We start from the raw sequence: 21640 nt of genomic DNA, 5'->3' as shown, positions 1-21640 counted from the left end.
AATTTTGTATAAGCCATTATGGAAATGTAGAAGGTTTGGATCTCCCTATGGAGAAGGTAAACGTTCAGCAGGATGGCGGTAAAGAGGACTAAGAAAAGGGAAGCCGGTAGTGTAAGCCCTCTCATATTCTGTACTTTCTCCTCTTATACCTGAGGGACTTTTCATCTATTCCCAACAGTTTCGCAGCCTTAGTTTGAACGTAGCCGGTTCTTTTTAGAGCCTCCTCTATCATCAGCTTCTCAAGGTTTACTACCTTTTCAGGAAAGGTTTCATCATCTTCAACTAAGAGAAGCTTACACTCCATAGATAAAGCCAAATTAAACAGTTGTTTTAACGCCTGAGCGGAACCAGATGTTACAAGCTCCCTCTAAAGATACCATACAAGGACCTTTCGGGCTCCTTGGAGTGCAGGCAGTTCCGTAAAGCTTACAGTCTGTCGGGTAAGCCTTACCGAGAACCACCTTATCGCAGATACAGCCCGGAATTTTCTCCTCCTTTATCTCAGGAAGGTTAAAAACGGCCTTTGCGTTAAGGTGCGAGTACTCTGACCTAAACTCAAGTCCGGACTTTGGAATGTAGCCAATTCCCCTCCAGTTTACGTCAGCCTTCTCAAAGTACTTGTACATAAGCTCCTGGGCTTTTCTGTTTCCCTCAGGTCTAACAACTCCCCTGTAGACGTTTTCAAGCTCAGACCTCCCCTCTCTAATTTGGTATAGGATCCTAACGATTGCTAACAGGAGGTTTTCAGGCTCAAACCCTGCGACAACTGTCGGTATTCCGTATTTTTCAGGGAAAACCCTCCAAGCGTTTGAACCGACGATCGCAGAGACGTGCCCCGGAGCCACAAAGGCGTCAACTCCAACATCTGAGTCTTTAACAAGAACTTCCATAATTTCGGGAGTGAGTTTTTGAGAGGTAAGGACTGTAAGGTTTTCTGGAACTCCCATTTCTAAGAGGGCAGCAGTTGGAGCAGTTGTGGTCTCAAATCCGATTGAGAAGAAGACGACTTTTTTGTCGGGGTTTTCCTTGGCAATTTTAAGGATCTCGTGGGGAGCCGAAACCATACAGTAGTTCCCGCCGTTTGACCTGATTGAACCGATACGGGTTGGAACTCTGAGCATATCTCCGTAAGTGCACAGAATTACATCCGGTCTTTTAGAGAGATTTATGGCGTTGATGACGTCACTCTCTGAGCAGACACAGACGGGACAGCCTGGTCCTGGAACGAGCTCAACGTTTTCCGGCATAAGTGAACGGAGGCCGCTGTAGGCAATAGTGTGTTCGTGAGAACCGCAGACGTTCATTATTTTAACTTTCCCATCTTTCGGAGCAAGAGAGTGAATTAGATCAACCAACTCTTTAACTCTACTCATTTTCTCCTCCGGGATAGATTTTAAGCCCAAAGAGTGAAACTAAAAAGAACAGAGCAACTGCGGGGGTGAAAGTAAACTGGAAGACCATCGTGCTGAGAACTGCAAACTGAACGGCTGCAGCCTTTAGTGGGAAAACTCCTGAGAGTAGAAGACCAACCATAACGCCGGGTATATGGACAATTCCTGCAGATCTGAACATGTCCCTAACGGGAACTGTAATGTCGTCTATTAAGTTCCTGAAGACGTAACCAAAAACCTGAAGATCAGTTGCCCCAAGTGCAAACATTCCAAGGAGTATGTCTTGGAGGTCAAAGAGACGTCTCTTAAAGTATCTAAAAGCAAGAGAAAGACTCCTCATTCCAGCGGCTGTAACGATACCTGCAAGGGGAATGAGAGAAGTAGGAGTTGGTTTAAGAATCCCTGCAAGGTAGAGGGAAAATAGAGAAAAGGTTGAAATGGCAGATATGGAAAGGAATATAATTGAGAAGGTTTTAAGTGTAGAGTAGGGAAAAGGTTTGAGTCTTCTATAGGCTATGAGGGAAGCGTTAAAGAAGAAGAGAAGAACTACTCCAAAATCTAAAGCGGTTATTTTGAGCTTAAGCAGGTAGAGAATAACAAGGGCAACGGTAAAGAGTTGAATCAGTGAAAGGAGAGAGGAGATAAGGAGCTCCCTCCACATACCAGACTTAAACTTAAAGTCAATAGCGATAACCAAGAGGATAAACAGATAGGAAATCAAGATTATTTTTAGAAAGTGCCCCATAAGTGCTCCACCTAACAGATCCTTGGAAGGGGATCTTCCTCTAAGAGTTCAAGCCTCCTCTCTCCGCCGATTGAGGTAACGAGATTCACTCCGTTTCCTTCAACTACTTCCCCGATGACATAGGCGTTTTTACCTAACGGGTGGGAACGGAGAATCTGGAGGGCTCTCTCCTCGTCTTCTGGAGAAACTACAACAACTGCCTTACCCTCATTTGCTAAATAGAGGGGGTCGTATCCCAACATGTCGCAGATGAACCTTACCTCTTCCCTAACTGGGACTTTTTCCTCGTAGATCCTGACTCCAAGGTTTGAAGACTCGGAGAGCTCCACCAAAACCGTAGCAAGCCCTCCACGGGTAGGGTCTCTCATAAACCTAAGACCAGGAAGTTCAAAGAGCGGAGTTAGTAGAGAGTTTAAGGGGGCACAGTCGCTTTCAACCGGCGTTTCAACCTCAAAGCTCTCCCTTGCTAATGAGATTGCAACGCCGTGGTCTCCAACGTAGCCTGTAACAATAACCTTATCTCCCGGTTTAACCAGAAGAGGTGAGAACTCCTTCACAACTTCACCAACCCCTGAGGTGTTTATGTAGATTCCGTCGCACTTTCCCTTCTCTACAACCTTTGTATCTCCTGCGACGATCTTCACTCCGGCAGAATTAGCAGTTTCGGCCATTGAGGAGACGATTCTCTCCAAGGTCTCAAGGGGAAGTCCCTCCTCAACTATGAAGCCAACTGTAATGTATTTTGGGAGAGCTCCGCTGACTGTAAGGTCGTTAACTGTTCCTGAAATTGAGAGTTTCCCGATGTTCCCCCCGGGGAAGAAAAGGGGACTGACAACGTAGGAGTCTGTAGTGACTGCAATTTTTGAAAAGCCGGAAAGGTAAGTTGCGTCCTGAAGTGTATGGAGCTCTGGAAAGTTAAAGTGTTTCAGGAAGAAATCGTTTATAAGCTCTCTCGTCAGTTTACCGCCGCTTCCGTGACCTATCTCAACCTTTTTCAACTGACACCTCCAAGAACAAACAGAATGGGAGCAACTGCCAAAGTACTGTCTATTCTATCAAGGATTCCGCCGTGGCCGGGGATGATGTTTCCTGAGTCCTTTACGCCGAAGATCCTCTTTAGGGAACTCTCAAGCAGGTCTCCCAGCTGAGAAACAAGCGTAAGGAGAAAAAGAAGAAGAAGAGTCAGAAAATTTGAAGGTAGCAAGGAAAGTTTGACGGCAACCAAGTAAGAAATAAGAGTTCCGGCGAAAGAACCGCCAAGTGAACCTTCAACAGTTTTCTTAGGACTGACTGAAGGGATGAGCTTTCTCTTTCCAAAATACTTGCCTACAAGGTATGCAAACGTATCTGTAGACCAGACGATAGAGATGAGAAGCAAAAGAAAAGGTTTAGATAGGCCAGAAATGGCAAAAATTCCAAAGATAAGGTAAATAAAGAAGGCAAGGCACGTGAAGAAATCTTTGTTAACCGTCCCGTCAAGAATAAGAGCATAGGTAAACATGGAGAGAAGTATAAAGAGGGGAGAGACAATTAAAAGCGATGAGAGGAGAGCTCCCCCGTAGAAAGAGACCGCCAAACTCGTGTAATAGTGGCTGAGAAGTTTAATTAGCTGTGGAATGTTGATAAAGAGTAGGAAGAGAAGGGAAAATACGAGAAGGGCTACTGTCTGGTAGCGCTCTAAACGGGAAAGGGAAAAGATCTCTAAAATGGAAAGGGCTCCCAGAAAGTAGACCAATAGGTAGTAGTAAGGAACTGGAGCAAGAAACATAAGTAGAGTATACAGGAAAACAAAAAAAGCCCCTATGAGCCTGGCTTTCATTTTATTCCGCCGAACCTCCTCTCTCTCTTTGAGAAGTCCTCAAGGGCTTTTCTAAACTCCTCTTCGGTAAAGTCCGGCCAAAGAGTTTCTGTAAACCAGAGTTCGGTGTATGCAGACTGCCACAGGAGAAAGTTTGAGATCCGGAGCTCTCCACTCGTCCTGATTAGAAGGTCCAAGTCCGGAAGCTCAGGAATGTAGAGATACTTTCTAAAGGTTTTCTGATCAACCTCCTCTAAGTCAGTCTTTAGGATTTTGTTCACCGCATCAATAATTTCCTGACGGCCTCCATAGTTTACTGCGAAAACTGTAGTTAGACCTGTGCAGTAAGAAGTCTGTTCCTCCATCCAGGCAAAGCCTTCTTGGAGGTAGTCAGGGAGCTCCCAGAGTCTTCCCATAGCCCGAAACTTCACGTTATTTTCAAGGAACAGGTCAAGCTTACTCCTCACGTATTCATACATAAGAGAAAAGAGGAAGTTAACTTCCTCCTTTGGCCTCTTCCAGTTTTCAGTAGAAAATGCATAGAGAGAAAGGTACTTAATTCCCAAATTGCTAGCAGCTATAACTATTTTCTCGGTAGTTTCTGCACCTTTTCTGTGGCCTTCAATTCTGGGAAGACCTCTTTTTACAGCCCAACGGCCGTTACCGTCCATAATTACTCCAACGTGGATAGGCAAGTTCTCCATTTCCCCCTCTAAAATCTGCCGTTATAGTCTTTATGGTTTTTAAGAAAATCTATAAAGTTTGCAAGTTCTTGCACTTTTCCTACCAACATAAAGTGAACACCACCGGAAAACTCAACACAGGCCTTTGCAACTTCTAAAGCGAACTCCCAACCGTAAGAGGCAGGGTCTGAAGAGGACTCAAGGCCTCTAATAAGAAAACTGGGAACAGAAGTAGGGTTAAGTTTTTTCATAAAGTTTGCCATTTTGAGGCTCTTTATGGGAAGAATACCTATAAGAGGAACTGCACCGAAGGAGTAAATAAGGTTGCTCACTTCCTCCGCCAGTTTCACGTCGTAAATTGGTTGAGTCTGAATAAAACGGGCACCGGCCTTTATTTTCTTCTCCAGTTTCCAGATCTGGAGAATCTCAGGCCCTGCAAAGGGATTGTAGACAGCTCCTACGAATAGGTCAACATCCCCCTTTAGCTCTTTACCGTTTAAAAGACGGCCTTCGTTCAGTTTAGAGGCAAGTTCTATAAGTTGAACAGAGTCAAGGTCAAAAACAGGCTTGGCGTCAGGCTGATCACCTAAGGTCGTAAAGTCTCCCGTCATTAAACAGACGTTTTTCACACCTAAAGCGTAAGCCCCTAAAAGTTCAGACTGAAGGGCTATTCTGTTCTTATCCCTACAGGTAACCTGAAGTATCGGTTCATATCCAGAGTCAAGGAGAAGTTTTGCCATGGGAAGAGGAGCCATTCTAACCATAGAACGCTGACAGTCTGTAACGTTAAAAGCGTCAACCTTGCCCTTTAAAGGCTCTATAGAATCAATAACCGGTTTCCAGTCTGTCCCTCGGGGCGGTGCAACCTCTGCCGTTATAACGAACTTACCTGAGTTAAGTTTCTCCCTAAAAGACAACTATTCCTCCAGAGTGAGCTTTCTTGGGTAAACAGAGAGGGAATAGTCTTTTGGAGGAACAGGATTCCTTAGTTTTTCTAACTCTTTAAGCTGCTCCATCCTTTGGGCAATTCTATACCAAATACAAGGAAAGTTCGGATCAACTTCACACTTTCCAGCTATGGCTCCCCCACAGGGACCGTTGGTTAAAGACTTGGGACACCTTGCAATGGGACAGATACCGCCGGTATCCGATATAACGCAGTCTCCACAGGCTATACAGTATTCCTCAAAGTACCGCCCTTCCCGTTCTGAACCGATAAAAAGCGTTGTAACACCAGTTTTAACGGGAATGACTACGTTTTCGGCTATCAGTTGAGTTCCTGCACCGCAGGCAAGGGAGAGAATAACGTCTGCGCTCTCTTCGGCTTCACGGAGAAGGCTCTTTGCAGAGTGATCAAGCCTCTCTAAAACGCAGGTTCCGCCGGGGCTTTTTACCCCTACAACTTTGAAACCTTTCAACTCAAGGTAACCGGCAATCCTGTAGGCCTCACGGAGACCCCCGTTCTTACACCTTGCAGAGCCCAACTGACAGCCTATTACGTAAACACGCTTAAAACCGGAAAGTGAGCTGAGTATTTCATCTAAAGGTTTCAGTTTAACAGTTACCAATAGAACCTCCTGAAAGGAAAAGCATAGAGGCTTAAAGATGGTATTCTACTAAATAGTAAGGCAGCAAGAAGTTTTACAGCAGGAATTTGAGGGGGAGCTCCCCCTCAGCAGTAACCTAACCCCAAAAACTCTAAAAACTTATGAACAAACTACATGTAAACCTTTACACTGGCGCTCTTTTTTAGCTTATCAAGGTAGTCCTTAAGGGCTTTCTGAAACTTCATCATGTAGAGCTGTTCCCTTATCTTATCCCTATTGCAGCGCCCTCTCTTCTCAGACTTTACGTAAACGATGTAAAAACCATTGGAAGTTCTAACGAGTTTATAGCTTCCCGGCTTCAAGTTCCATACAGCTTTGTCTAAAGGTTTTATGAGCATTCCAGGAGAAACTTCACCGATTTGGCCGCCGTTAACTGCAGTTTCCCTGTCCTCAGAGAGCTCCCCGGCAACCTTCTCAAAGGGAACGCCGTTTTGGAGGAGCTCCATCGCTTTCTCAGCAACAGAACGGCTCTTAGTGTAGATGTAGTAAACGTCCCTTACTGGCTTCCCCTCCTCCTTCTCACATATCTGCTCAACTTCACCTTCAGAGACGTTAATCTTTGACTTAACGTCCTTTGCTATTAACTTGGCGATTAAAAGCTGCTCACGAATTTTCTCCTTAAAGTCGTCTAAAGTAAGCCCTTCTTTACTGAGAAGTTCCTTTAGTTCTTCCTCGTTCTTTATGCCGCTTTTATCCATAAAATCTTTAAGAGCTCTCTCAACCTCTGAATCTGAAACCTTTAAACCTTCCGATTTGGCCTGAGTAAGTAGTATCTCCTTCTCAATCACTTTGTCCCTTGCAACTCTGAGATCTGGAATGCCGTTCTCCTTTGCATAAGAGACAATTTCGCTGTAGAGTATCGGCTCCCCGTTAACAACGGCAGCTATGTAGTCAACAACTTTTGCCTGAGACGGTAGAGCAGTCAGCAGAAGAAATAGAAGGAGAACTTGGAAACGCACCTTCAACCTCCGCAATCGGTTTAAAAGCCCTAAAGGGGCAGTTATACCTTATATACCTTGAGCTACTTTACATAGATTTCAACTTTTGACTTCTTCTCAAGCTGGGAAACGTATTTGTTCAGCGCCTCCTTAAACATCTCTTGCTCTTTCTGTTGTTTAAGACTCTGAACAATAAACGGTTTAAGTGAACTGAAAGGAACAGGTTTCCCGTTTGCGTCTGTAAACCTCTCCTTGTTCTTCTCGTAGAAAGCTTTTGCTTCACTGTCTGAAATTTGAACACTTCCGAGCTTAATGTGTTTTCTTAAGAGAGCCTGAACCAAAATACGCTTTTTCATCGTCTCAATCTCTCTCTGAACTCTGGAATCTTTCTCAACGCCCTCTTTTATAGCCTCTTGGTAGAGGAGCTCCTCCTTCACCATGTTGTTAAGGAGCTGTTTTCTAAAGGTAGGGTTCTTTTCAAGGGTTTTGTAGTTTGGAGGTAGAGACTCCATAACTTGGTTCAGGTCTTTTTCTGTTATGGCCTTCCCGTTTACTTTGGCCAATATTTTCTCAGCAGCAAGGGCAGAACCTCCAACGAAAAGGGCTACAGACAGAGCAACTAACGTTTTTCTCAACTTATCCTCCAAAAAGTTTATTTGAGCTAAAGTTAGTTTACTACCAATCCGATTGCAAAGATAGGGGTTGAGCATAATTTTATGGAGCAAATTTTCCACAAAAACCTTTTTAGGTGAGCAGTATGAAAAGGAAAGTTAACCTTAACGAGATAACGGCAAAGGAGCCATTAAAGGTAAAGACGGAAATTCAGCCATCTGTAATGAACCTACCGAAAGAGGAGATAAGCAACGCCTCGCCTTTTAAGTTAGAGGTTGAGATACAGAAAAAACCGACAGGCTATCAAGTTAAAGGACACATAACCGGAGACGTTGAACTTACTTGCAGCAGGTGTTTAAGGAAGTTTACGCATCACGTTGAGCAAGACTTTGACTACAAACTGCTTCCCACTTCCGAAATATCCGGAGGAGAGATAAAGGGAAGTGACCTTGATATAAAATTCTTCGACGAAACTGTTCTTGACCTTGCTGAAGTTGTTGAGGAACAGATAGTTCTTAACCTGCCGGTAAAACCGATATGCAGCGAGGAGTGTAAAGAAGTCCACTACAGAGAGTGGAAAGAGGAAGAAAGGAATAGAGAGCCTGACAAAAGGTGGGAAAAACTTAAAGAGCTTAAAAATAAACTGAAAAAGGAGTGAGGTATGGCAGTTCCAAAGAGGAAAGTTTCAAGAACGAGAAGGGACAAGAGGAGAACACACTGGAAGGCCAAAAACCCTGCCATCTCTGTATGTCCAAACTGCCTTCAGCCTAAGCTTCCCCACAGGGTATGTAAACACTGTGGATACTACAACGGCAGGACTGTTGTAGAGGTTGAGGAGTAGATGAAAGTCGTTTTGGATGCTATGGGGGGAGACTTTGCCCCCCATACCCCCATTGTAGGGGCAGTTCAAGCAGCAAAAGAGTTGGGAATAAAGGTTGTTCTAGTTGGAGACAGGGAAAAGGTTGAGAGGGAACTCTCCAAACTCTCCTACCCAAAAGAGCTGATTGAAGTCGTCCACGCAGACGATGCCGTTCCTATGGATGAGCAACCGGCAAAGGCGCTGAAGAGGAAAAATTCCTCTATTCACGTAGGGCTAAATCTGATAAAAAACGGCGAGGCCGACGCGTTTGTTAGCGCAGGAAATACAGGGGCAGTAATGGCAATCGCCCTGTTTACCCTTGGAAGGCTAGAAGGAGTTGAGAGGCCGGCTATCTCTACAATCCTTCCTAACTTAAAAGGACACACATTCCTGTTAGACGTAGGGGCAAACGTAGACTGTAAACCCAACCACCTTCTTCAGTTTGCAGTAATGGGAAGTGCCTACGCCCGCTACGTTTTAGGGGATGAAAATCCCAAAGTAGGCCTTTTAAACATAGGAGAGGAAGAGGGAAAGGGTAACGAGCTGACAAAAGAGGCGTATAAACTCTTAAAAGAGGCAAGGGAAAAAGGTTTAAACTTTATAGGGAACGCTGAGGGAAGAGACATCTATTCGGGAAACTTTGACGTTATCGTGTGTGACGGCTTTGTCGGAAACGTCGCCCTTAAACTAAGTGAGAGTTTAGCAAAGATACTTGCGAAAATTTTAAAAGAGGAAATTGAAAAGCACTTTATCTCAAGATTAGGAGCTTTAGCTCTTAAACCGGCCATAAAAGGATTTAAGAGGAGAATAGACTACGCAGAGTGGGGAGGAGCTCCACTCCTCGGTGTAAAAGCTCCTGTTATAATTTCCCACGGGAGCTCCAACGCCAAGGCCATAAAAAACGCCATCAGAACGGCTACACAGTTTGTAGAATCGGAGCTTAACAGACACATAGAGGAAGAGATAGAAAAGTTAACGGGTAGGTAAATGGGCGTAAAAATAGTCTCTACCGGTTCTTACGTTCCCGACAGAGTTCTGACGAACTTTGACCTTGAGAAAATGGTTGAAACTTCCGACCAGTGGATAACTACCAGAACTGGGATAAAAGAGAGGAGAATCAGCCAAGGGGAAACAACCTCAGACATGGCTGCAGAAGCGGCAGCAAGGGCAATAGAGGGTAAAGTTAACCCGGAAGAGGTAGAGCTGATAGTTGTCGCAACTGCTACTCCTGATGCATTCTTCCCGTCAACGGCGTGTAAAGTCCAGTCAAAGCTGGGAAATAGAGGAGCTGTAGCCTTTGACATATCTGCAGCCTGTACAGGTTTCATTTATGGACTATACACTGTAGACTCAATAATGAGGAGCAAAGGAGTAAAGAGAGCCCTCCTCATTGGAGCGGAGAGGTTCTCAAAAATACTGAACTGGAAAGACAGGACAACCTGTATACTGTTTGGGGACGGAGCAGGTGCCGTCCTCGTTGAGCAGAGTGACGAAGAAGGAGTTTTAGGGTTTGACTTAGGGGCAGACGGTTCTTACGGGGAGCTCCTCGTAGCCCCATCTGTAGGTTCTAATGAAGAACAGCCTCACTACTTGAGAATGAGGGGAAACGAGGTATTTAAAGTTGCTGTAAGAACCATGGTTGAGTCTGCACAGAGGGTTTTAGAGAAAACCGGTATCTCCCCGAAAGAAGTATCCCTTTTGGTTCCCCATCAGGCAAACGTAAGGATCATAAATGCAGTTGCAGAAAGGCTTAAAATACCGAAAAACAAAGTCTTTATAAACCTGAACCGTTACGGAAACACAAGTGCAGCTTCAATTCCCATAGCGTTAGACGAGGCTGTAAGAAGCGGAAAAGTTAAAAAAGGTGATAAAGTTCTCATGGTTGCCTTCGGCGGAGGGTTTACCTGGGGCTCGTGTATAGTAGAGATATAACGGTAAACTGGAGGGAGAATGTTAAAGACGAGGGTATGCGAAATACTGGGAATTGAATACCCTATTCTGCAGGGAGGAATGGCCTGGATTGCAGATGCTGAGCTTGCCGCAGCCGTTTCAAACGCCGGAGGATTAGGAATAATAGCTGGGGGCAGTAGAACAGCAGAGGAGCTCCGCCGGGAAATACGCAAGTGTAAAGAGCTTACAGATAAGCCTTTTGGCGTAAACGTAATGTTGATGATGCCCAACGCCGAAGAGATAATTCAGGTCTGTTTAGATGAAGAAGTCCCTGTAGTTACAACAGGGGCAGGAAATCCCGGAAAGTATATACCTGCCTTTAAAGAGAAGGGAATAAAGGTCATTCCCGTAGTTGCAAACGATGCCCTCGCCAAGAGAATGGAAAGAATAGGCGTTGACGCCGTTATAGCCGAAGGTATGGAGGCCGGAGGCCACATAGGAAAACTGACGACGATGGTTCTCATACCCTCAATAGTAAGGGCTGTTAAGATTCCCGTCATTGCAGCAGGTGGAATAGCCTTAGGTGAACAGGCAGCAGCTGCCTTTGCCCTCGGAGCCGAGGGGGTTCAGGTTGGAACAAGGTTTTTAGCCGCAAAAGAGTGTAATGTTCACCCCAAATATAAGGAGAGAATCTTAAAGGCAAGGTTCAATCAGGTTACAGTTACAGGAATAACTACCGGACACCCGGTCAGGCTTCTTGAAAATAAACTGACGAAGAAGTTTGCAGAGCTTGAGTTTTCAGGAGCTCCAAAAGAGGAGTTAGAGGAGCTGGGAAGGGGAAGGTTGAGACTTGCCGCTGAGAGTGGAGACGTTGAGTGGGGCTCTGTAATGGCCGGTCAAGTAGTTGGGTACGTCAACAAAGAGGAAACTGCCGAAGAGATCGTTAAAGATATAATAGAAGGAGCTGAGAAAACCCTTAAAAACCTTTGTAGCCGCTTCTTTGAGTGCTAAGGAGACAGAAATGAGAGTAACTGAGGGAAAACTCTGGGCAGAAGGCTTTAAGTTTGGAATAGTTGTAAGCAGGTTCAACTCATTCATAACCGAAAGGCTCCTTGAAGGAGCGTTAGACTGTTTAAAAAGACACGGCTGTAGAGAGGAAGACATTGAAGTAGTTTGGGTTCCCGGTTCTTTTGAGATACCCTTAACTGCAAAGAAGCTGGCAAAAAACGAAAAATATAGTGCAGTTATAGCCCTTGGAGCTGTTATAAGGGGAGAAACTCCCCACTTTGACTACGTAGCGGCCGAGGTAAGTAAGGGAGTCGCCGCAGTTTCTTTAGAAACGGAAAAACCAGTGGTTTTTGGAGTTTTAACAACAGACACAGTTGAGCAGGCCATAGACAGGGCTGGAACAAAAGCAGGAAACAAGGGTTGGGAGGCTGCCCTTACGGCCATTGAAATGGTAAACCTACTGAAGGAGATGGAGGAGTGATGGGTAACCTCTCAAACCCAGAGAAGAAAAGGGCAAGGGAACACGCATACCTGATAGCTTATCAGGTTGACGTTTCAGGGTTTTCACCTGATGAAGTTGCAGAAACCTACTGGGAAGAGCTTGAAGAAGAGAGAGATAAAGAGAAAAAAGAGGTAAAAGAACTGGCAGAAAGGTTAGTAAAGGGAACTTTTAGAAACCTTCTTGAAGTTGACTCCCAAATATCAAAACACCTAAAGAGAGGGTGGATTATAGATAGACTTTTGCCTATGGACAGGTCTATCCTGAGGGTGGCCACCTACGAGCTTTTGAAAGAGGAGATTTCACCGGCAGAAGCCGTAATAAACGACGCAGTGGAGCTTGCAAAGGAATACGGAGAGGATGAAAACTCATACAAGTTTATAAACGCCATTTTAGACAAAGTTAAAAAAGATGCAAGAAGTTAGACTTGGACTTCTTGCCGGAGCCGGGGAGCTCCCCCTTGAATTCCTCAAATCGGCAAAAGAGAAAGGAATAGAAGTAACAACATTTGGAATAACAGGCCTTACGGACAAAAGGGTAGAGGAACTTTCAAAAAGAGTAATCTGGATAAAACCGATAAAGTTAGGGAAATTCTTAAAAGAGCTGAAAAAGAGCGGCGTCAGGGAGATTGCCGTTTTAGGAAAAGTTGAACATAGGGAAGCTTTAAAGCTGAGAAACCTTGACATAACTGCATTTAAACTGATAGCAACTCTAAAAGACCTTAAACCTGAATCGCTGATAAGGGGAGTTTTTAAAGAAATAGAGAAATCAGGAGTTAAGGTCATCTCCCCAGAAACCTTCTTAAAACACCTTCTCGTTCCGCCGGGAACTCTGTTTGGCCCTCAGCCGGACGAAGAAACCCTGAAAGACATGAAGTTTGGAATGAAAGTTGCAAAGAAGATAGCCGAACTTGACATAGGCCAAACGGTGGTTGTAAAGAGGGGAACTGTAGTAGCAGTTGAAGGTGTAGAGGGAACAGACAGGTGTGTAGAGAGGGGAGCGGAGCTCTCCTCCGGCGGTTTTGTGGTCTGTAAAGCTGCAAGGCCTAACCAAGATATGAGAGTAGACGTTCCTACTGTAGGGGAGAAAACTATAAAACTGGTAAAGGAGTTAGGTGGAAAAGGAATAGCAGTAGAAGGGAACAGAACGTTTGTAGTTACGCCGGATAAAATAGGGGAGCTCTGCAGAAGACAGAGACTCCCCCTTTTAGCCCTTTAACCCACAACCCTCCCCTGGCCCCACTTAAGCCGTCACCCTGTTGTTTTTTCTCAGGTATAAGAATAGCCCTTGAACTGTAAGAGTTTCAAGACCCAAAAGTTTTAACATAAAGTTTTAAACTAAAGTTTCAAGAATAGCCCTTACATTCCTCTCCGTAGGAATCCTCGGAAGGTTGCCCATAAGGAACTTCTTCTCCATAACTAAAGACAAAAAGAGGGTGAAATCGTCCTTATTAAGGCCAACAGAAGAGGCTTTCTCAGGGATTCCTAAGTATGAAAGGAGCTCCTTTAAAGAACAGATAAAGCCCTCGGCTCCGCCGGAAATACCCAAGTAGTTTGAGAGTTCCTCAAGGCTGTCCTTTACAGAAAGGCCGTAGAACTCAAGAACCGGAACCAAGAATATACCGTTCGCAAGGCCGTGGGGAACCCTATAGAGAACCCCTAAAACGTGGGCAAGGGTGTGAACAAGACCTGCACCGGCATCGGTAATTGCCATACCTCCCAAAAGGCTTCCCATCATAACCCGCTCTCTTGAATAGAGGTCTTTGGGATTCCCAAAAGCCTTTGGAAGGTAACTGAAGAGGAGCTTAACAGACTCAAGGGAGTAGAGTTTGCTGATAGGGGTTGCCCTCTTTGAGAGAAAGGCCTCTAAAGCGTGGGTTAAAGCGTCAACTCCCGTATTTGCAGTAACGGTCTGAGGCATTGAAAGCGTAAGTTCTGGATCGTCTAAGGCCAGAACGGGAAATAGGTAACGGGAAATAAGGGGAGCCTTTTTCAGTTTCTCCCTGTCTGTAAGAACGGCGTAGGGAGTAACTTCCGAACCGGAACCGGCAGTTGTAGGAACGGCAACAACTGGAACTCCCGGATTTTTAAAGGCTTCAGGAACTCCTATAAACTGGCGAAGGTCACCCTCGTTTGTAAGCATAACAGAGACTGCCTTGGCTACGTCTAACGGACTTCCTCCCCCTATGGCAACAATGAGCGTCGGAGAGAATGATTTCACCTCCTCTAAAACCTGTAAAGCGTTCTCTATGGTGGGATCAGGCTCTACAGAGCAGAAGACCTGTGTCTTTCCGGTAAGGAGCTCCGTTATAGTTTTCACGTAGCCTTGAGATACGGCAGAGGACCCGCAGATAACTGCCGTTCTTGACGGATCAAGTTTCAGGAACTCAACCTCGTCTTTCAATTTATAGAGAGCTCTCCTTCCAAAAACTACCCGAGTAGGCATGTGGTGTCTCATCTCTATCTCCCTCAAAGATGTTGTGCTACACTATTTTCAAGTCTAACAGAAAAGAGGTGGATATGAAAATAGCAGAGTTTCACAGAATGTGCCCAAACTGTGGAAGGATCATTTCAGACGAGAGGCTTAAAAAAGGTTTACCCTGTGAAAAGTGTCTACCTAAAGAGATTGAATACACCCAAAGAATTGAAATATGTGAAAACCTTGAAAAAGAGAAACGGTTAGAGAAATTCCAGGAAATTTGCCAAATAGACCAATTCGTAGAGGACTACACAAAGTTTTTCAAGGAAAAGACTGGGTTCTCTCCGTGGAGCCTTCAGGTTATGTGGGCGAAACGGGTAGCGTTAAAGAAGTCCTTTACAATGATAGCTCCTACAGGGGTAGGGAAAACTACGTGGGGACTTGTAACAAGTGCATACATAAAAGGAAAAGTTTACATACTGGTTCCAACCAAACTCTTAGTTCTCCAAACTGTGGAAAGACTAAAAAAACTGACAGACAAAAAGATAGTTGCATACACGGGAAAGAAGAAAGAGAAAGAAGAGATAGCATCGGGAAACTACGACATCTTAGTAACTACAACAAACTTCCTCTACAGGAACTTTGAGATTATCCCAAAGCCCTTTAAGTTCGTTTTCGTTGACGACGTAGATTCTCTTCTAAAGAGTGCAAAAAACGTAGATAAGGTTATACAGCTCCTCGGTTTTACAGAAGAAGACGTTGAACTGGCAATGAAGGTAATTGACTTAAAGTCAATGTTGGCAAAACAGGGTGAAAACGCTGAAAGAAAGCTAATTGAAAGAGTAAGGAAGTATGAAAGATACCTTGAAAAGAGACGGAAAGAAATAGAGAACGTTTTAGTAGTTTCCTCTGCAACGTCTCAACCAAGGTCTAAAAGGGTGAAACTCTTTAGGGAACTTTTAGGATTTGAAGTAGGGAAGTCTGCAACAACACTAAGAAACGTTGAGGATATTCTCATCTACACAGATAAGGACTTTTTAGAAGGAACAGTTGACCTGATAAAGAGGTTCGGAAAGGGAGTTTTCGTATTTGTATCTGCAGACAGGGGAAAAGACTTCGTAGACGTTATTGTTGAAGAACTTAACTCAAATGGAATACCTGCAGTCTCCTACGAGGATTTTACTCCGGAGAATCAGGAGAAGTTTGTAAAGGGAGAACTCTGGGCTGCAGTCGGAATCTCAAGCTACAGAAACCCCCTTGCAAGGGGAATTGACCTTCCTCAGGCCGTAAGGTATGCAATCTTTATAGGCGTTCCAAAGATGGAGTTCAGCGCAAGACTCTCCTTAGCACCGGTTAAGCTACACGGAATGCTTTTAGTTCTGAGGGAACTCTTTCCCCAAGAGGAACAGCCAAAGGCTATTTCATACATCAGTTACCTGAAAAAGTATCTGACGCTAAAAGAGGAGCTCCTTGACAGATACCCAAAGATTAAAGAGAAATTAGAGGAGATAAAGGAGTTCATAGAGAAATACCTGAACGACCCTGAGTTCTTAGAGAAAATCAGGGAATCCGAAACCGTCTCACTGAAAGAGGAAGGGGGGGAGCTCTACTTAGTGGTAGGAGATGCAGCCGGATACATACAGGCTTCCGGAAGAACGTCAAGAATGTTTGCAGGAGGCCTTACAAAAGGCGTAAGCCTCATGTTTATAGACGACCTAAAAGCCCTGAACTCCTTGAGGAAAAGAGTTCTCATATTTTTGGAGGATATAACCTTTAAGGTTTTAAACAGAGACAGAGGAAAGGAACTTGCAGAAAGGTTCGGATTTGAGCTCATAGAGGAAAAAGACCTCCAGAGGATATTTGAAGTTGTAGACAGAGACAGGAAGAGGGTAAAAGAGATATTAGAAGGAAGGATAACGGCTGAGACGAAAAGCCTTGTCACGACAGCCCTTGTTGTAGTTGAGTCTCCAAACAAGGCAAGAACGATAGCCAACTTCTTTGGAAAGCCCGTAAGGAGAAGGATAAATGACGTAGACGCCTATGAGATAAACATCGGGAACAAACTTCTACTCCTTACAGCATCTAAAGGCCACGTATTTGACATAACGGTAAGAGACGGAATCTGGGGAGTAAAAGAGGAAGAGGGAAAGTTTATTCCCGTCTACGACACGATAAAGTTCTGTTCGGCCTGTAACGAACAGACGACGGAACCTTACTGCACAAAGTGTGAAGGGAAGCCAGACCTTGACAAAATAACTATTGTTGAAGCCTTGAGGGAGTTAGGGTTAGAAATAGACGAAGTTTACATAGCCAGCGACCCCGATACAGAAGGAGAAAAGATAGGGTGGGACGTAGGAACCGTCGTAAAGCCTTACCAGATGAAGATGAGGAGAATGGAGTTTCACGAAGTAACCAAGTGGGCATTTATGGAAGCCCTTGAAAACCCGAGGGAAATTGACGAGAACCTCATAAAAGCTCAAATAGTAAGGAGGGTAGCAGACAGGTGGGTCGGTTTCTCTTTGAGTCAGCGCCTGTGGAAAGTCTTTAAAAAGAGCTGGCTCTCTGCCGGAAGGGTTCAGACGCCTGTTTTGGGCTGGGTGATAGAGCGTTACGAGGAGAGCAAAGAGAGAATCGGGATCGTTACAATTGAAACTGAGGCGGGAAAATTCTCCTTTAAAGTAGACGACCCAAAACTCCTGAAGGGAATCGTTGCAGACAAGTTAAAGCTAAAGGTCTTAAAGAAGAAAGTAGTAGAGAAAAATCCAAGGCCGCCTTTTAACACAGGGGAGCTCCTTAAAGAGGCCGCAGATACTCTAAAACTCTCTGCAGAGAGAATTATGGAAATTGCCCAAGACCTGTTTGAAAGCGGCTTCATAACCTACCACAGAACAGATTCTACAAGGGTTTCAACGGCAGGAATGGGAGTTGCAAAGGAGTATATCTCCGAAAAGTTTGGACCGGAGTTCGTAAAGTTGAGACCGTGGGGAGAAGGCGGGGCTCACGAGTGTATAAGGCCAACCAGACCGTTAGATGTAGATGCCCTTAGAACACTGGTTTACGTTTCCGGGTCAACGGCAAAAATGACGAGAGACCACTTTAAGGTATACGACCTCATATTTAGAAGGTTCATGGCGTCGCAGATGGTTCCTGTAGAAGTAGAAAAAGTAGAAGTTGAATTGAAAATCCTTCCGGATGAACTGACATCTCAGGAAGAATTTGTAACGAGAGTTGTTAAAGACGGCTGGAATCTAATATTTCCTATTGAGGTAGAGGAGATTCCTGTAGAGCCCGAAGAGGGAGAAACCTACTACTTTGACGTTAAATCCGTTATAAAGAGAACAGTTTCCAAAGTCTTCCCGTATACACAGGGAGAGTTAGTTGAGGAAATGAGGAAGAGAAGAATAGGAAGGCCGTCAACGTACGCAAAGATTGTCCAGACCCTTCTTGACAGACACTACGTAGTTGAAAGGGGAAGGTTTCTATACCCTACAAAGTTAGGAATAGAGGTTTACAACTACCTGTCACAGAACTTTCCAGACTACACCTCTGAGGAGTTTACAAGAAAACTTGAAGAACTGATGGATATGGTTGAAAGGGGAGAGGCAAACTACCAGGAGATAATAAGGGAGCTGAAGCCTGTTTTAAGGTTTGCAAAGATTGACCCGAGACAGGTTGTTGGTGAGTAAGCTGCGGCCTCGTGCCGCTTCCTAACTTTACGAAATTACCGTTTCAGGTTTGAGAACCTCTCCGTTTGACCTTCCGACTCCCAAAAAGTTGCCGGTACAGGAGAGGACTGAGTAGAAACCTTTAGGGAGCTCCCGTCTCAAGAAAACCCCGTTTCTAAAGAGTCTTTCTTCCTTCTCCGTCAGTTTAAGGACGGGAAATCCTAAAACCTCTTGGGGTGGTTTTAGAAAGGGTTTTATGCCTTCCTTTTCCAGCTCCTCAAGGGGAACTGCCTGCTCTTCACAGATTTTTCCAACGCAAGTTCTACAGAGCTCCACAACAACGGCACTACACCCCAAAGAACTGCCGATATCGTGAATTAAAGACCTTATGTAGGTGCCGGAAGAACAGTGAACCTTTAGCTCAAATTCGGGATAGGAGAAAGAGAGGAGCTCCAACGAGTAAATTTCAACCGTTCTGGAGGGGAGCTCAACCTTTTTTCCTTCCCTTGCAAGCTGGTAAGCCCTCTTTCCCCCTATACGAACAGCAGAATAGGAAGGAGGAACCTGTTCAACTTTCCCGGTAAATTTAGGAAGAACCGAGAGGAACTCCTCTTTTGAAACTTCCCGGCATTTGACGGGGGAGAGTTCCCCGTCTACATCGTAAGTTGGAGAAGATAAACCAAACCTCCCTTTAACTACGTAGACCTTGTCCCATTTCAGAAGGTATTTAGAAAGCCTGGTGGCCTTTCCAATGGCGAGAATAAGAACTCCGGTAGCCAGGGGATCTAAAGTTCCCGTATGGCCAACCTTACACCTCTTCCACACAAGCTTTCTGACTTTAGAAACAACGCCGTGAGACGTTACCCCTTTAGGCTTGTCAAGAACTAAAAAACCTGTCATTGCTGACATAGGTCGTTATCGTTCTCAATAAAATTGGAGAACTCAACAGGAATAGAAACGGTCTTTTCAATAGTGCCGCCGCAGTTAGAAGAAAAGTTGTAGATAACGTTTACCCTGTAAAGGAAAGGAGCGTAATTCTCATACTTTTTGTATTCCGATTCCTTCAAGAAATCCGGAGAGGTCATCTCTTGGGGCAGTAAGGTAATAGGAAGAAGTTTTCTCACTTTGTTACCTCACCATTGGATTCAACGATGACAGGGGTTATAAACACAAGCATCTGTTTCTTTGAAACGGTAGTCTGAGAGTTCTTAAAGAGCCAACCTAAAAGGGGAACTCTTGAGAGGACAGGAACACCTGAGACAGACTTGTTCTTCTCTTTCTCATAGATACCACCTATAACTAGAGTATCCCCGTTGTGGACGAGAACTTTTGACTTAACGTTCCTAGTATTTATAGCCGGTTCACCGCTTCCGGTAACTGTAACGTAGTCGTAGTTGGGGGAGTCTTTGTGGAGCTCCAAGTTAAGCAAAACATTGTTGTCTGAAGTTATGTGGGGTTTCACTTTCAAGATGAGAGATGCCTTTTTGAAGTTAATACTGTAAGAGGTGGCACCTCCGGCACCTACCGTTGATTCTCTGTACGGTATCTCTATACCCTGTTCTATCGTAGCTTCTTGATTATCAAGGGTTAAAACTTTTGGAGAGGAGATAATCTGGGCTTCTCCGTCAACCTCTAAAGCCTTAAGTGCAAGTTCCACCCTCAAAGTCTGAGAGCGGTTAAGTATTCCTAACGCAAGGGTTGAGTTCATGACAGGAATGTTGGATAGGTGCATGTAAGAGTCAGGAGTAATTAAAGGAGAGTAACCGGATGTATTGAATCCGTAGCTACCGGTAGTGTAAGTTGAACCACTTGAGTTACCTATACGGTTGTATCCGCTAATATACCAAGTAAAGCCTAAGTCCTTCTCAGCCTTTGTGCTAAGCTGAACAATTTTAGCTTTAACGAGAACCTGTTTTCTGGGTTTATCTATCTCTTTAATAAGCCTAACTATATCCCTGTAGTGTGTCTGAGTAACTCTCAGGAGAAGTGAGTTTGTCTGCTTGTTTACAGCTATCTTTTCTCTGCCTGATTTACCCAACATGTTCGTTATGTCTTTAACAAGGTCTGAAGCGTTAACGTAGTTAACCGGAACAATATACTCGTTAACAGGCTCTAACTTTTCCTCTTTTACTATCTTTGATTTTGGAAGGACTCTTATGTAATCCGGTGTTTCTACGTAGGTAAGGGAAAGGGGCTCAAGAACAGCCTTTAAGGCTTCCTTCCAAGGAACCGGCTTCTTAAAGTCAACGTTTACCTTTCCGCTAACTTCAGGGTCAAACACAACGTTAACGTTTGCAACAGATACTATTGCCCTAACTACAGACTTTACCTCAGCATTTGTAAAGTGAAGAGCAACTTCCGGACCTTTAACTTTAAGGTTTTGCTTCCAATTTTTCGCAAGTTTTACTTTAGGAGTTAAAAGTTTCACAAAAACTTGATTCTCTTTTGGTAAAACCTCTACTGCTTTAACTTTTGGTGAAAGCGTCAGAGTAATAATAGCTCCTTTATCTGAATTGGAGAGAAACACGGAGTTAACGTAGGTTGCGTTGATATATTCTTTCCCCGGTTCCAATTTAATATTAGGCACATTTAGTATTAATTTATTTCCTACTTTTTCAAATCGTGGATTTACAGGCATAGGAAAATCAATAACTATCTCTTCTCCGGATACCGTTTTAAGGGAGTTTATTTCCGGTTTTATGAAACCTCCCTCAAGGACTTTAAGCTTTACAGTTTTACCCGATTTAGAAAGCTTCAAAACTCCGGCCTTGTTAAGCTCTACAACCAGTAGTGAATCTTCACCTTTCGGTATAAGTTTAGCACCTTTTACAAAGTCTCCCCGCTTTCCTACAGAGTAAGGCCTGTTTATCTCACAGTTTTTAAGATAAACAACTATCTTCTTACCCCTGTCTTTTTCCGGAACAACAGAACAGCCTTCCTGTATCAAGTCTATCTCTAAAAAGTTCCGACTAATACCGCCAGCCGGCTCTGAAGAGTAGAGGAAGTTAACACTTTTTAACTGACCAGCATAGGAAAGGGAAGAAAGTATCAAAACTAACGGTAGAAGTTTCCTAAACATTATGTTAGCCCTCCAGATTCACATTTAAAGTTTCGTAGCTCTTTACGAGCTTACCTTTCCTGTAAAAATAACGTGCTATAACAACTTTAGAAGGAGTTATTCTAACTATCTTTTCCGAAGGGGAAACGGCGTCTCCTTCTCTCAACATGTAAGTTTCCCCTGTTTCAGGGTCAAGAACAACTAAGAGATACCCTTTCCCTCCACTCAAAACTCCCTGAATACTCAGTTCAGTTAGGGGTTTAGAAATAGCTGGTTTAAAAAGTCTTACAAGATTATTTTTATTCCCTTTATTTAGTTTTCCTTTCAACTCTTCAAGTTTTTTGAGCTTTTCTTCTTTCAGTTTAATGGGATTGATAAATGGATCAACAAACTTTGTCTCACCGGTTTCCTGAGAATAACTACTACTACTCAGCATTAAAATTAAGAGGAGAAAAATCAACAACCTCAT

The 21640-nt window shown here is 44.1% G+C and carries 24 protein-coding genes; 9 read left to right on the top strand and 15 right to left on the bottom strand.

From position 1 onward, the window contains the following. Nucleotides 1–121: 121 nt before the first annotated feature. The 10 genes from ACZ424_RS01930 to ACZ424_RS01885 all read right to left on the bottom strand — a co-directional run bounded on the left by ACZ424_RS01930 (nt 122) and on the right by ACZ424_RS01885 (nt 7797). On the bottom strand, nt 122–304 hold the full coding sequence (locus ACZ424_RS01930; RefSeq protein ID WP_464904839.1) for a helix-turn-helix domain-containing protein: 183 nt from the start codon (nt 302–304) through the stop codon (nt 122–124). A gap of 13 nt (nt 305–317) precedes the next feature. After that, complete coding sequence (gene hypD, locus ACZ424_RS01925; RefSeq protein WP_464904838.1) at nt 318–1373, bottom strand: hydrogenase formation protein HypD; 1056 nt, start codon at nt 1371–1373, stop codon at nt 318–320. Then, the gene (locus ACZ424_RS01920) at nt 1366–2136 is read right to left on the bottom strand and encodes an ABC transporter permease (protein ID WP_464904837.1); all 771 of its coding nucleotides are present in this window, start codon (nt 2134–2136) and stop codon (nt 1366–1368) included. Before ACZ424_RS01920 ends, hypD begins: the two co-directional genes overlap by 8 nt. An 11-nt stretch (nt 2137–2147) precedes the next feature. Then, nucleotides 2148–3134, bottom strand: a complete 987-nt coding sequence (hypE, locus tag ACZ424_RS01915; protein ID WP_464904836.1) for a hydrogenase expression/formation protein HypE — start codon at nt 3132–3134, stop codon at nt 2148–2150. Then, entirely contained in the window at nt 3131–3955 is an 825-nt protein-coding gene (locus ACZ424_RS01910; RefSeq protein ID WP_464904835.1) for a phosphatidate cytidylyltransferase, read from the bottom strand. Before ACZ424_RS01910 ends, hypE begins: the two co-directional genes overlap by 4 nt. Further along, entirely contained in the window at nt 3952–4638 is a 687-nt protein-coding gene (locus tag ACZ424_RS01905) for an isoprenyl transferase (protein ID WP_464904834.1), read from the bottom strand. The genes ACZ424_RS01910 and ACZ424_RS01905 overlap by 4 nt, the downstream gene beginning before the upstream one ends. An 8-nt stretch (nt 4639–4646) precedes the next feature. Further along, nucleotides 4647–5534, bottom strand: a complete 888-nt coding sequence (locus tag ACZ424_RS01900) for a methylenetetrahydrofolate reductase (protein WP_464904833.1) — start codon at nt 5532–5534, stop codon at nt 4647–4649. Further along, a complete protein-coding gene (locus ACZ424_RS01895; protein ID WP_464904832.1) occupies nt 5535–6185 on the bottom strand; it encodes a methylenetetrahydrofolate reductase C-terminal domain-containing protein in 651 nt (216 codons plus the stop codon). 149 nt (nt 6186–6334) lie between these two features. Next, the gene (locus ACZ424_RS01890) at nt 6335–7183 is read right to left on the bottom strand and encodes a peptidylprolyl isomerase (protein WP_464904831.1); all 849 of its coding nucleotides are present in this window, start codon (nt 7181–7183) and stop codon (nt 6335–6337) included. A 62-nt stretch (nt 7184–7245) separates the two neighbouring features. Beyond that, the gene (locus tag ACZ424_RS01885; protein WP_464904830.1) at nt 7246–7797 is read right to left on the bottom strand and encodes a SurA N-terminal domain-containing protein; all 552 of its coding nucleotides are present in this window, start codon (nt 7795–7797) and stop codon (nt 7246–7248) included. A gap of 122 nt (nt 7798–7919) precedes the next feature. Between ACZ424_RS01885 and ACZ424_RS01880 the strand changes: the two genes are divergently transcribed. The 8 genes from ACZ424_RS01880 to ACZ424_RS01845 are packed head-to-tail and all read left to right on the top strand — an operon-like array spanning nt 7920 to nt 13248. Next, entirely contained in the window at nt 7920–8432 is a 513-nt protein-coding gene (locus ACZ424_RS01880; protein WP_464904829.1) for a YceD family protein, read from the top strand. 3 nt (nt 8433–8435) lie between these two features. Continuing rightward, on the top strand, nt 8436–8615 hold the full coding sequence (gene rpmF, locus ACZ424_RS01875) for a 50S ribosomal protein L32 (protein ID WP_464904828.1): 180 nt from the start codon (nt 8436–8438) through the stop codon (nt 8613–8615). Further along, nucleotides 8616–9620 carry a phosphate acyltransferase PlsX gene (gene plsX / locus ACZ424_RS01870; protein WP_464904827.1) on the top strand — a complete coding sequence of 335 codons (1005 nt, stop codon included), beginning with the start codon at nt 8616–8618 and terminating at the stop codon, nt 9618–9620. Beyond that, nucleotides 9621–10565: a beta-ketoacyl-ACP synthase III gene (locus ACZ424_RS01865; protein WP_464904826.1), complete on the top strand. Its 945-nt coding sequence runs from the start codon at nt 9621–9623 to the stop codon at nt 10563–10565. Between the two features lie 18 nt (nt 10566–10583). After that, nucleotides 10584–11534: an enoyl-[acyl-carrier-protein] reductase FabK gene (gene fabK, locus ACZ424_RS01860; RefSeq protein WP_464904825.1), complete on the top strand. Its 951-nt coding sequence runs from the start codon at nt 10584–10586 to the stop codon at nt 11532–11534. Between the two features lie 10 nt (nt 11535–11544). Further along, nucleotides 11545–12012, top strand: a complete 468-nt coding sequence (ribH, locus tag ACZ424_RS01855; RefSeq protein WP_464904824.1) for a 6,7-dimethyl-8-ribityllumazine synthase — start codon at nt 11545–11547, stop codon at nt 12010–12012. Beyond that, entirely contained in the window at nt 12012–12455 is a 444-nt protein-coding gene (gene nusB, locus ACZ424_RS01850) for a transcription antitermination factor NusB (RefSeq protein WP_464904823.1), read from the top strand. Before ribH ends, nusB begins: the two co-directional genes overlap by 1 nt. Next, nucleotides 12442–13248, top strand: coding sequence for an LpxI family protein (locus ACZ424_RS01845; protein ID WP_464904822.1), 807 nt, complete (start codon nt 12442–12444; stop codon nt 13246–13248). The genes nusB and ACZ424_RS01845 overlap by 14 nt, the downstream gene beginning before the upstream one ends. Nucleotides 13249–13362: 114 nt before the next feature. Here ACZ424_RS01845 and ACZ424_RS01840 read toward each other — a convergent pair whose 3' ends face one another. Continuing rightward, entirely contained in the window at nt 13363–14487 is a 1125-nt protein-coding gene (locus ACZ424_RS01840; protein WP_464904821.1) for an iron-containing alcohol dehydrogenase family protein, read from the bottom strand. A 62-nt stretch (nt 14488–14549) separates the two neighbouring features. Between ACZ424_RS01840 and rgy the strand changes: the two genes are divergently transcribed. Further along, a complete protein-coding gene (gene rgy, locus ACZ424_RS01835) occupies nt 14550–18134 on the top strand; it encodes a reverse gyrase (RefSeq protein ID WP_464904820.1) in 3585 nt (1194 codons plus the stop codon). 27 nt (nt 18135–18161) lie between these two features. Here the strand turns inward: rgy and truB are convergent, their stop codons facing one another. From truB to ACZ424_RS01815, 4 genes are read right to left on the bottom strand one after another with little or no spacing between them, the layout of a single operon-like run. Next, nucleotides 18162–19022: a tRNA pseudouridine(55) synthase TruB gene (gene truB / locus ACZ424_RS01830; protein ID WP_464904819.1), complete on the bottom strand. Its 861-nt coding sequence runs from the start codon at nt 19020–19022 to the stop codon at nt 18162–18164. After that, nucleotides 19010–19237: a hypothetical protein gene (locus ACZ424_RS01825; RefSeq protein ID WP_464904818.1), complete on the bottom strand. Its 228-nt coding sequence runs from the start codon at nt 19235–19237 to the stop codon at nt 19010–19012. The genes truB and ACZ424_RS01825 overlap by 13 nt, the downstream gene beginning before the upstream one ends. Then, nucleotides 19234–21192: a type IV pilus secretin PilQ gene (locus tag ACZ424_RS01820; RefSeq protein WP_464904817.1), complete on the bottom strand. Its 1959-nt coding sequence runs from the start codon at nt 21190–21192 to the stop codon at nt 19234–19236. The genes ACZ424_RS01825 and ACZ424_RS01820 overlap by 4 nt, the downstream gene beginning before the upstream one ends. A 4-nt stretch (nt 21193–21196) precedes the next feature. Then, on the bottom strand, nt 21197–21640 hold the full coding sequence (locus tag ACZ424_RS01815) for a hypothetical protein (protein WP_464904816.1): 444 nt from the start codon (nt 21638–21640) through the stop codon (nt 21197–21199).

This window comes from Thermovibrio ruber, from assembly GCF_055380895.1.
Note: the sequence above shows the minus strand (reverse complement) of the source record. Positions and strands in the feature narration are given on the sequence as shown.

Bases quoted from the DNA above. Each gene is read 5' to 3' on its own strand.
- ACZ424_RS01930 (WP_464904839.1), bottom strand. From the start codon at position 304: ATGGAGTGTAAGCTTCTCTTAGTTGAAGATGATGAAACCTTTCCTGAA.
- hypD (WP_464904838.1), bottom strand. From the start codon at position 1,373: ATGAGTAGAGTTAAAGAGTTGGTTGATCTAATTCACTCTCTTGCTCCG.
- ACZ424_RS01880 (WP_464904829.1), top strand. From the start codon at position 7,920: ATGAAAAGGAAAGTTAACCTTAACGAGATAACGGCAAAGGAGCCATTA.
- ACZ424_RS01905 (WP_464904834.1), bottom strand. From the start codon at position 4,638: ATGGAGAACTTGCCTATCCACGTTGGAGTAATTATGGACGGTAACGGC.
- plsX (WP_464904827.1), top strand. From the start codon at position 8,616: ATGAAAGTCGTTTTGGATGCTATGGGGGGAGACTTTGCCCCCCATACC.
- ACZ424_RS01865 (WP_464904826.1), top strand. From the start codon at position 9,621: ATGGGCGTAAAAATAGTCTCTACCGGTTCTTACGTTCCCGACAGAGTT.
- ACZ424_RS01815 (WP_464904816.1), bottom strand. From the start codon at position 21,640: ATGAGGTTGTTGATTTTTCTCCTCTTAATTTTAATGCTGAGTAGTAGT.
- rpmF (WP_464904828.1), top strand. From the start codon at position 8,436: ATGGCAGTTCCAAAGAGGAAAGTTTCAAGAACGAGAAGGGACAAGAGG.
- truB (WP_464904819.1), bottom strand. From the start codon at position 19,022: ATGTCAGCAATGACAGGTTTTTTAGTTCTTGACAAGCCTAAAGGGGTA.
- rgy (WP_464904820.1), top strand. From the start codon at position 14,550: ATGAAAATAGCAGAGTTTCACAGAATGTGCCCAAACTGTGGAAGGATC.
- ACZ424_RS01910 (WP_464904835.1), bottom strand. From the start codon at position 3,955: ATGAAAGCCAGGCTCATAGGGGCTTTTTTTGTTTTCCTGTATACTCTA.
- ACZ424_RS01820 (WP_464904817.1), bottom strand. From the start codon at position 21,192: ATGTTTAGGAAACTTCTACCGTTAGTTTTGATACTTTCTTCCCTTTCC.
- ACZ424_RS01845 (WP_464904822.1), top strand. From the start codon at position 12,442: ATGCAAGAAGTTAGACTTGGACTTCTTGCCGGAGCCGGGGAGCTCCCC.
- fabK (WP_464904825.1), top strand. From the start codon at position 10,584: ATGTTAAAGACGAGGGTATGCGAAATACTGGGAATTGAATACCCTATT.
- ACZ424_RS01920 (WP_464904837.1), bottom strand. From the start codon at position 2,136: ATGGGGCACTTTCTAAAAATAATCTTGATTTCCTATCTGTTTATCCTC.
- ribH (WP_464904824.1), top strand. From the start codon at position 11,545: ATGAGAGTAACTGAGGGAAAACTCTGGGCAGAAGGCTTTAAGTTTGGA.
- nusB (WP_464904823.1), top strand. From the start codon at position 12,012: ATGGGTAACCTCTCAAACCCAGAGAAGAAAAGGGCAAGGGAACACGCA.
- ACZ424_RS01840 (WP_464904821.1), bottom strand. From the start codon at position 14,487: ATGAGACACCACATGCCTACTCGGGTAGTTTTTGGAAGGAGAGCTCTC.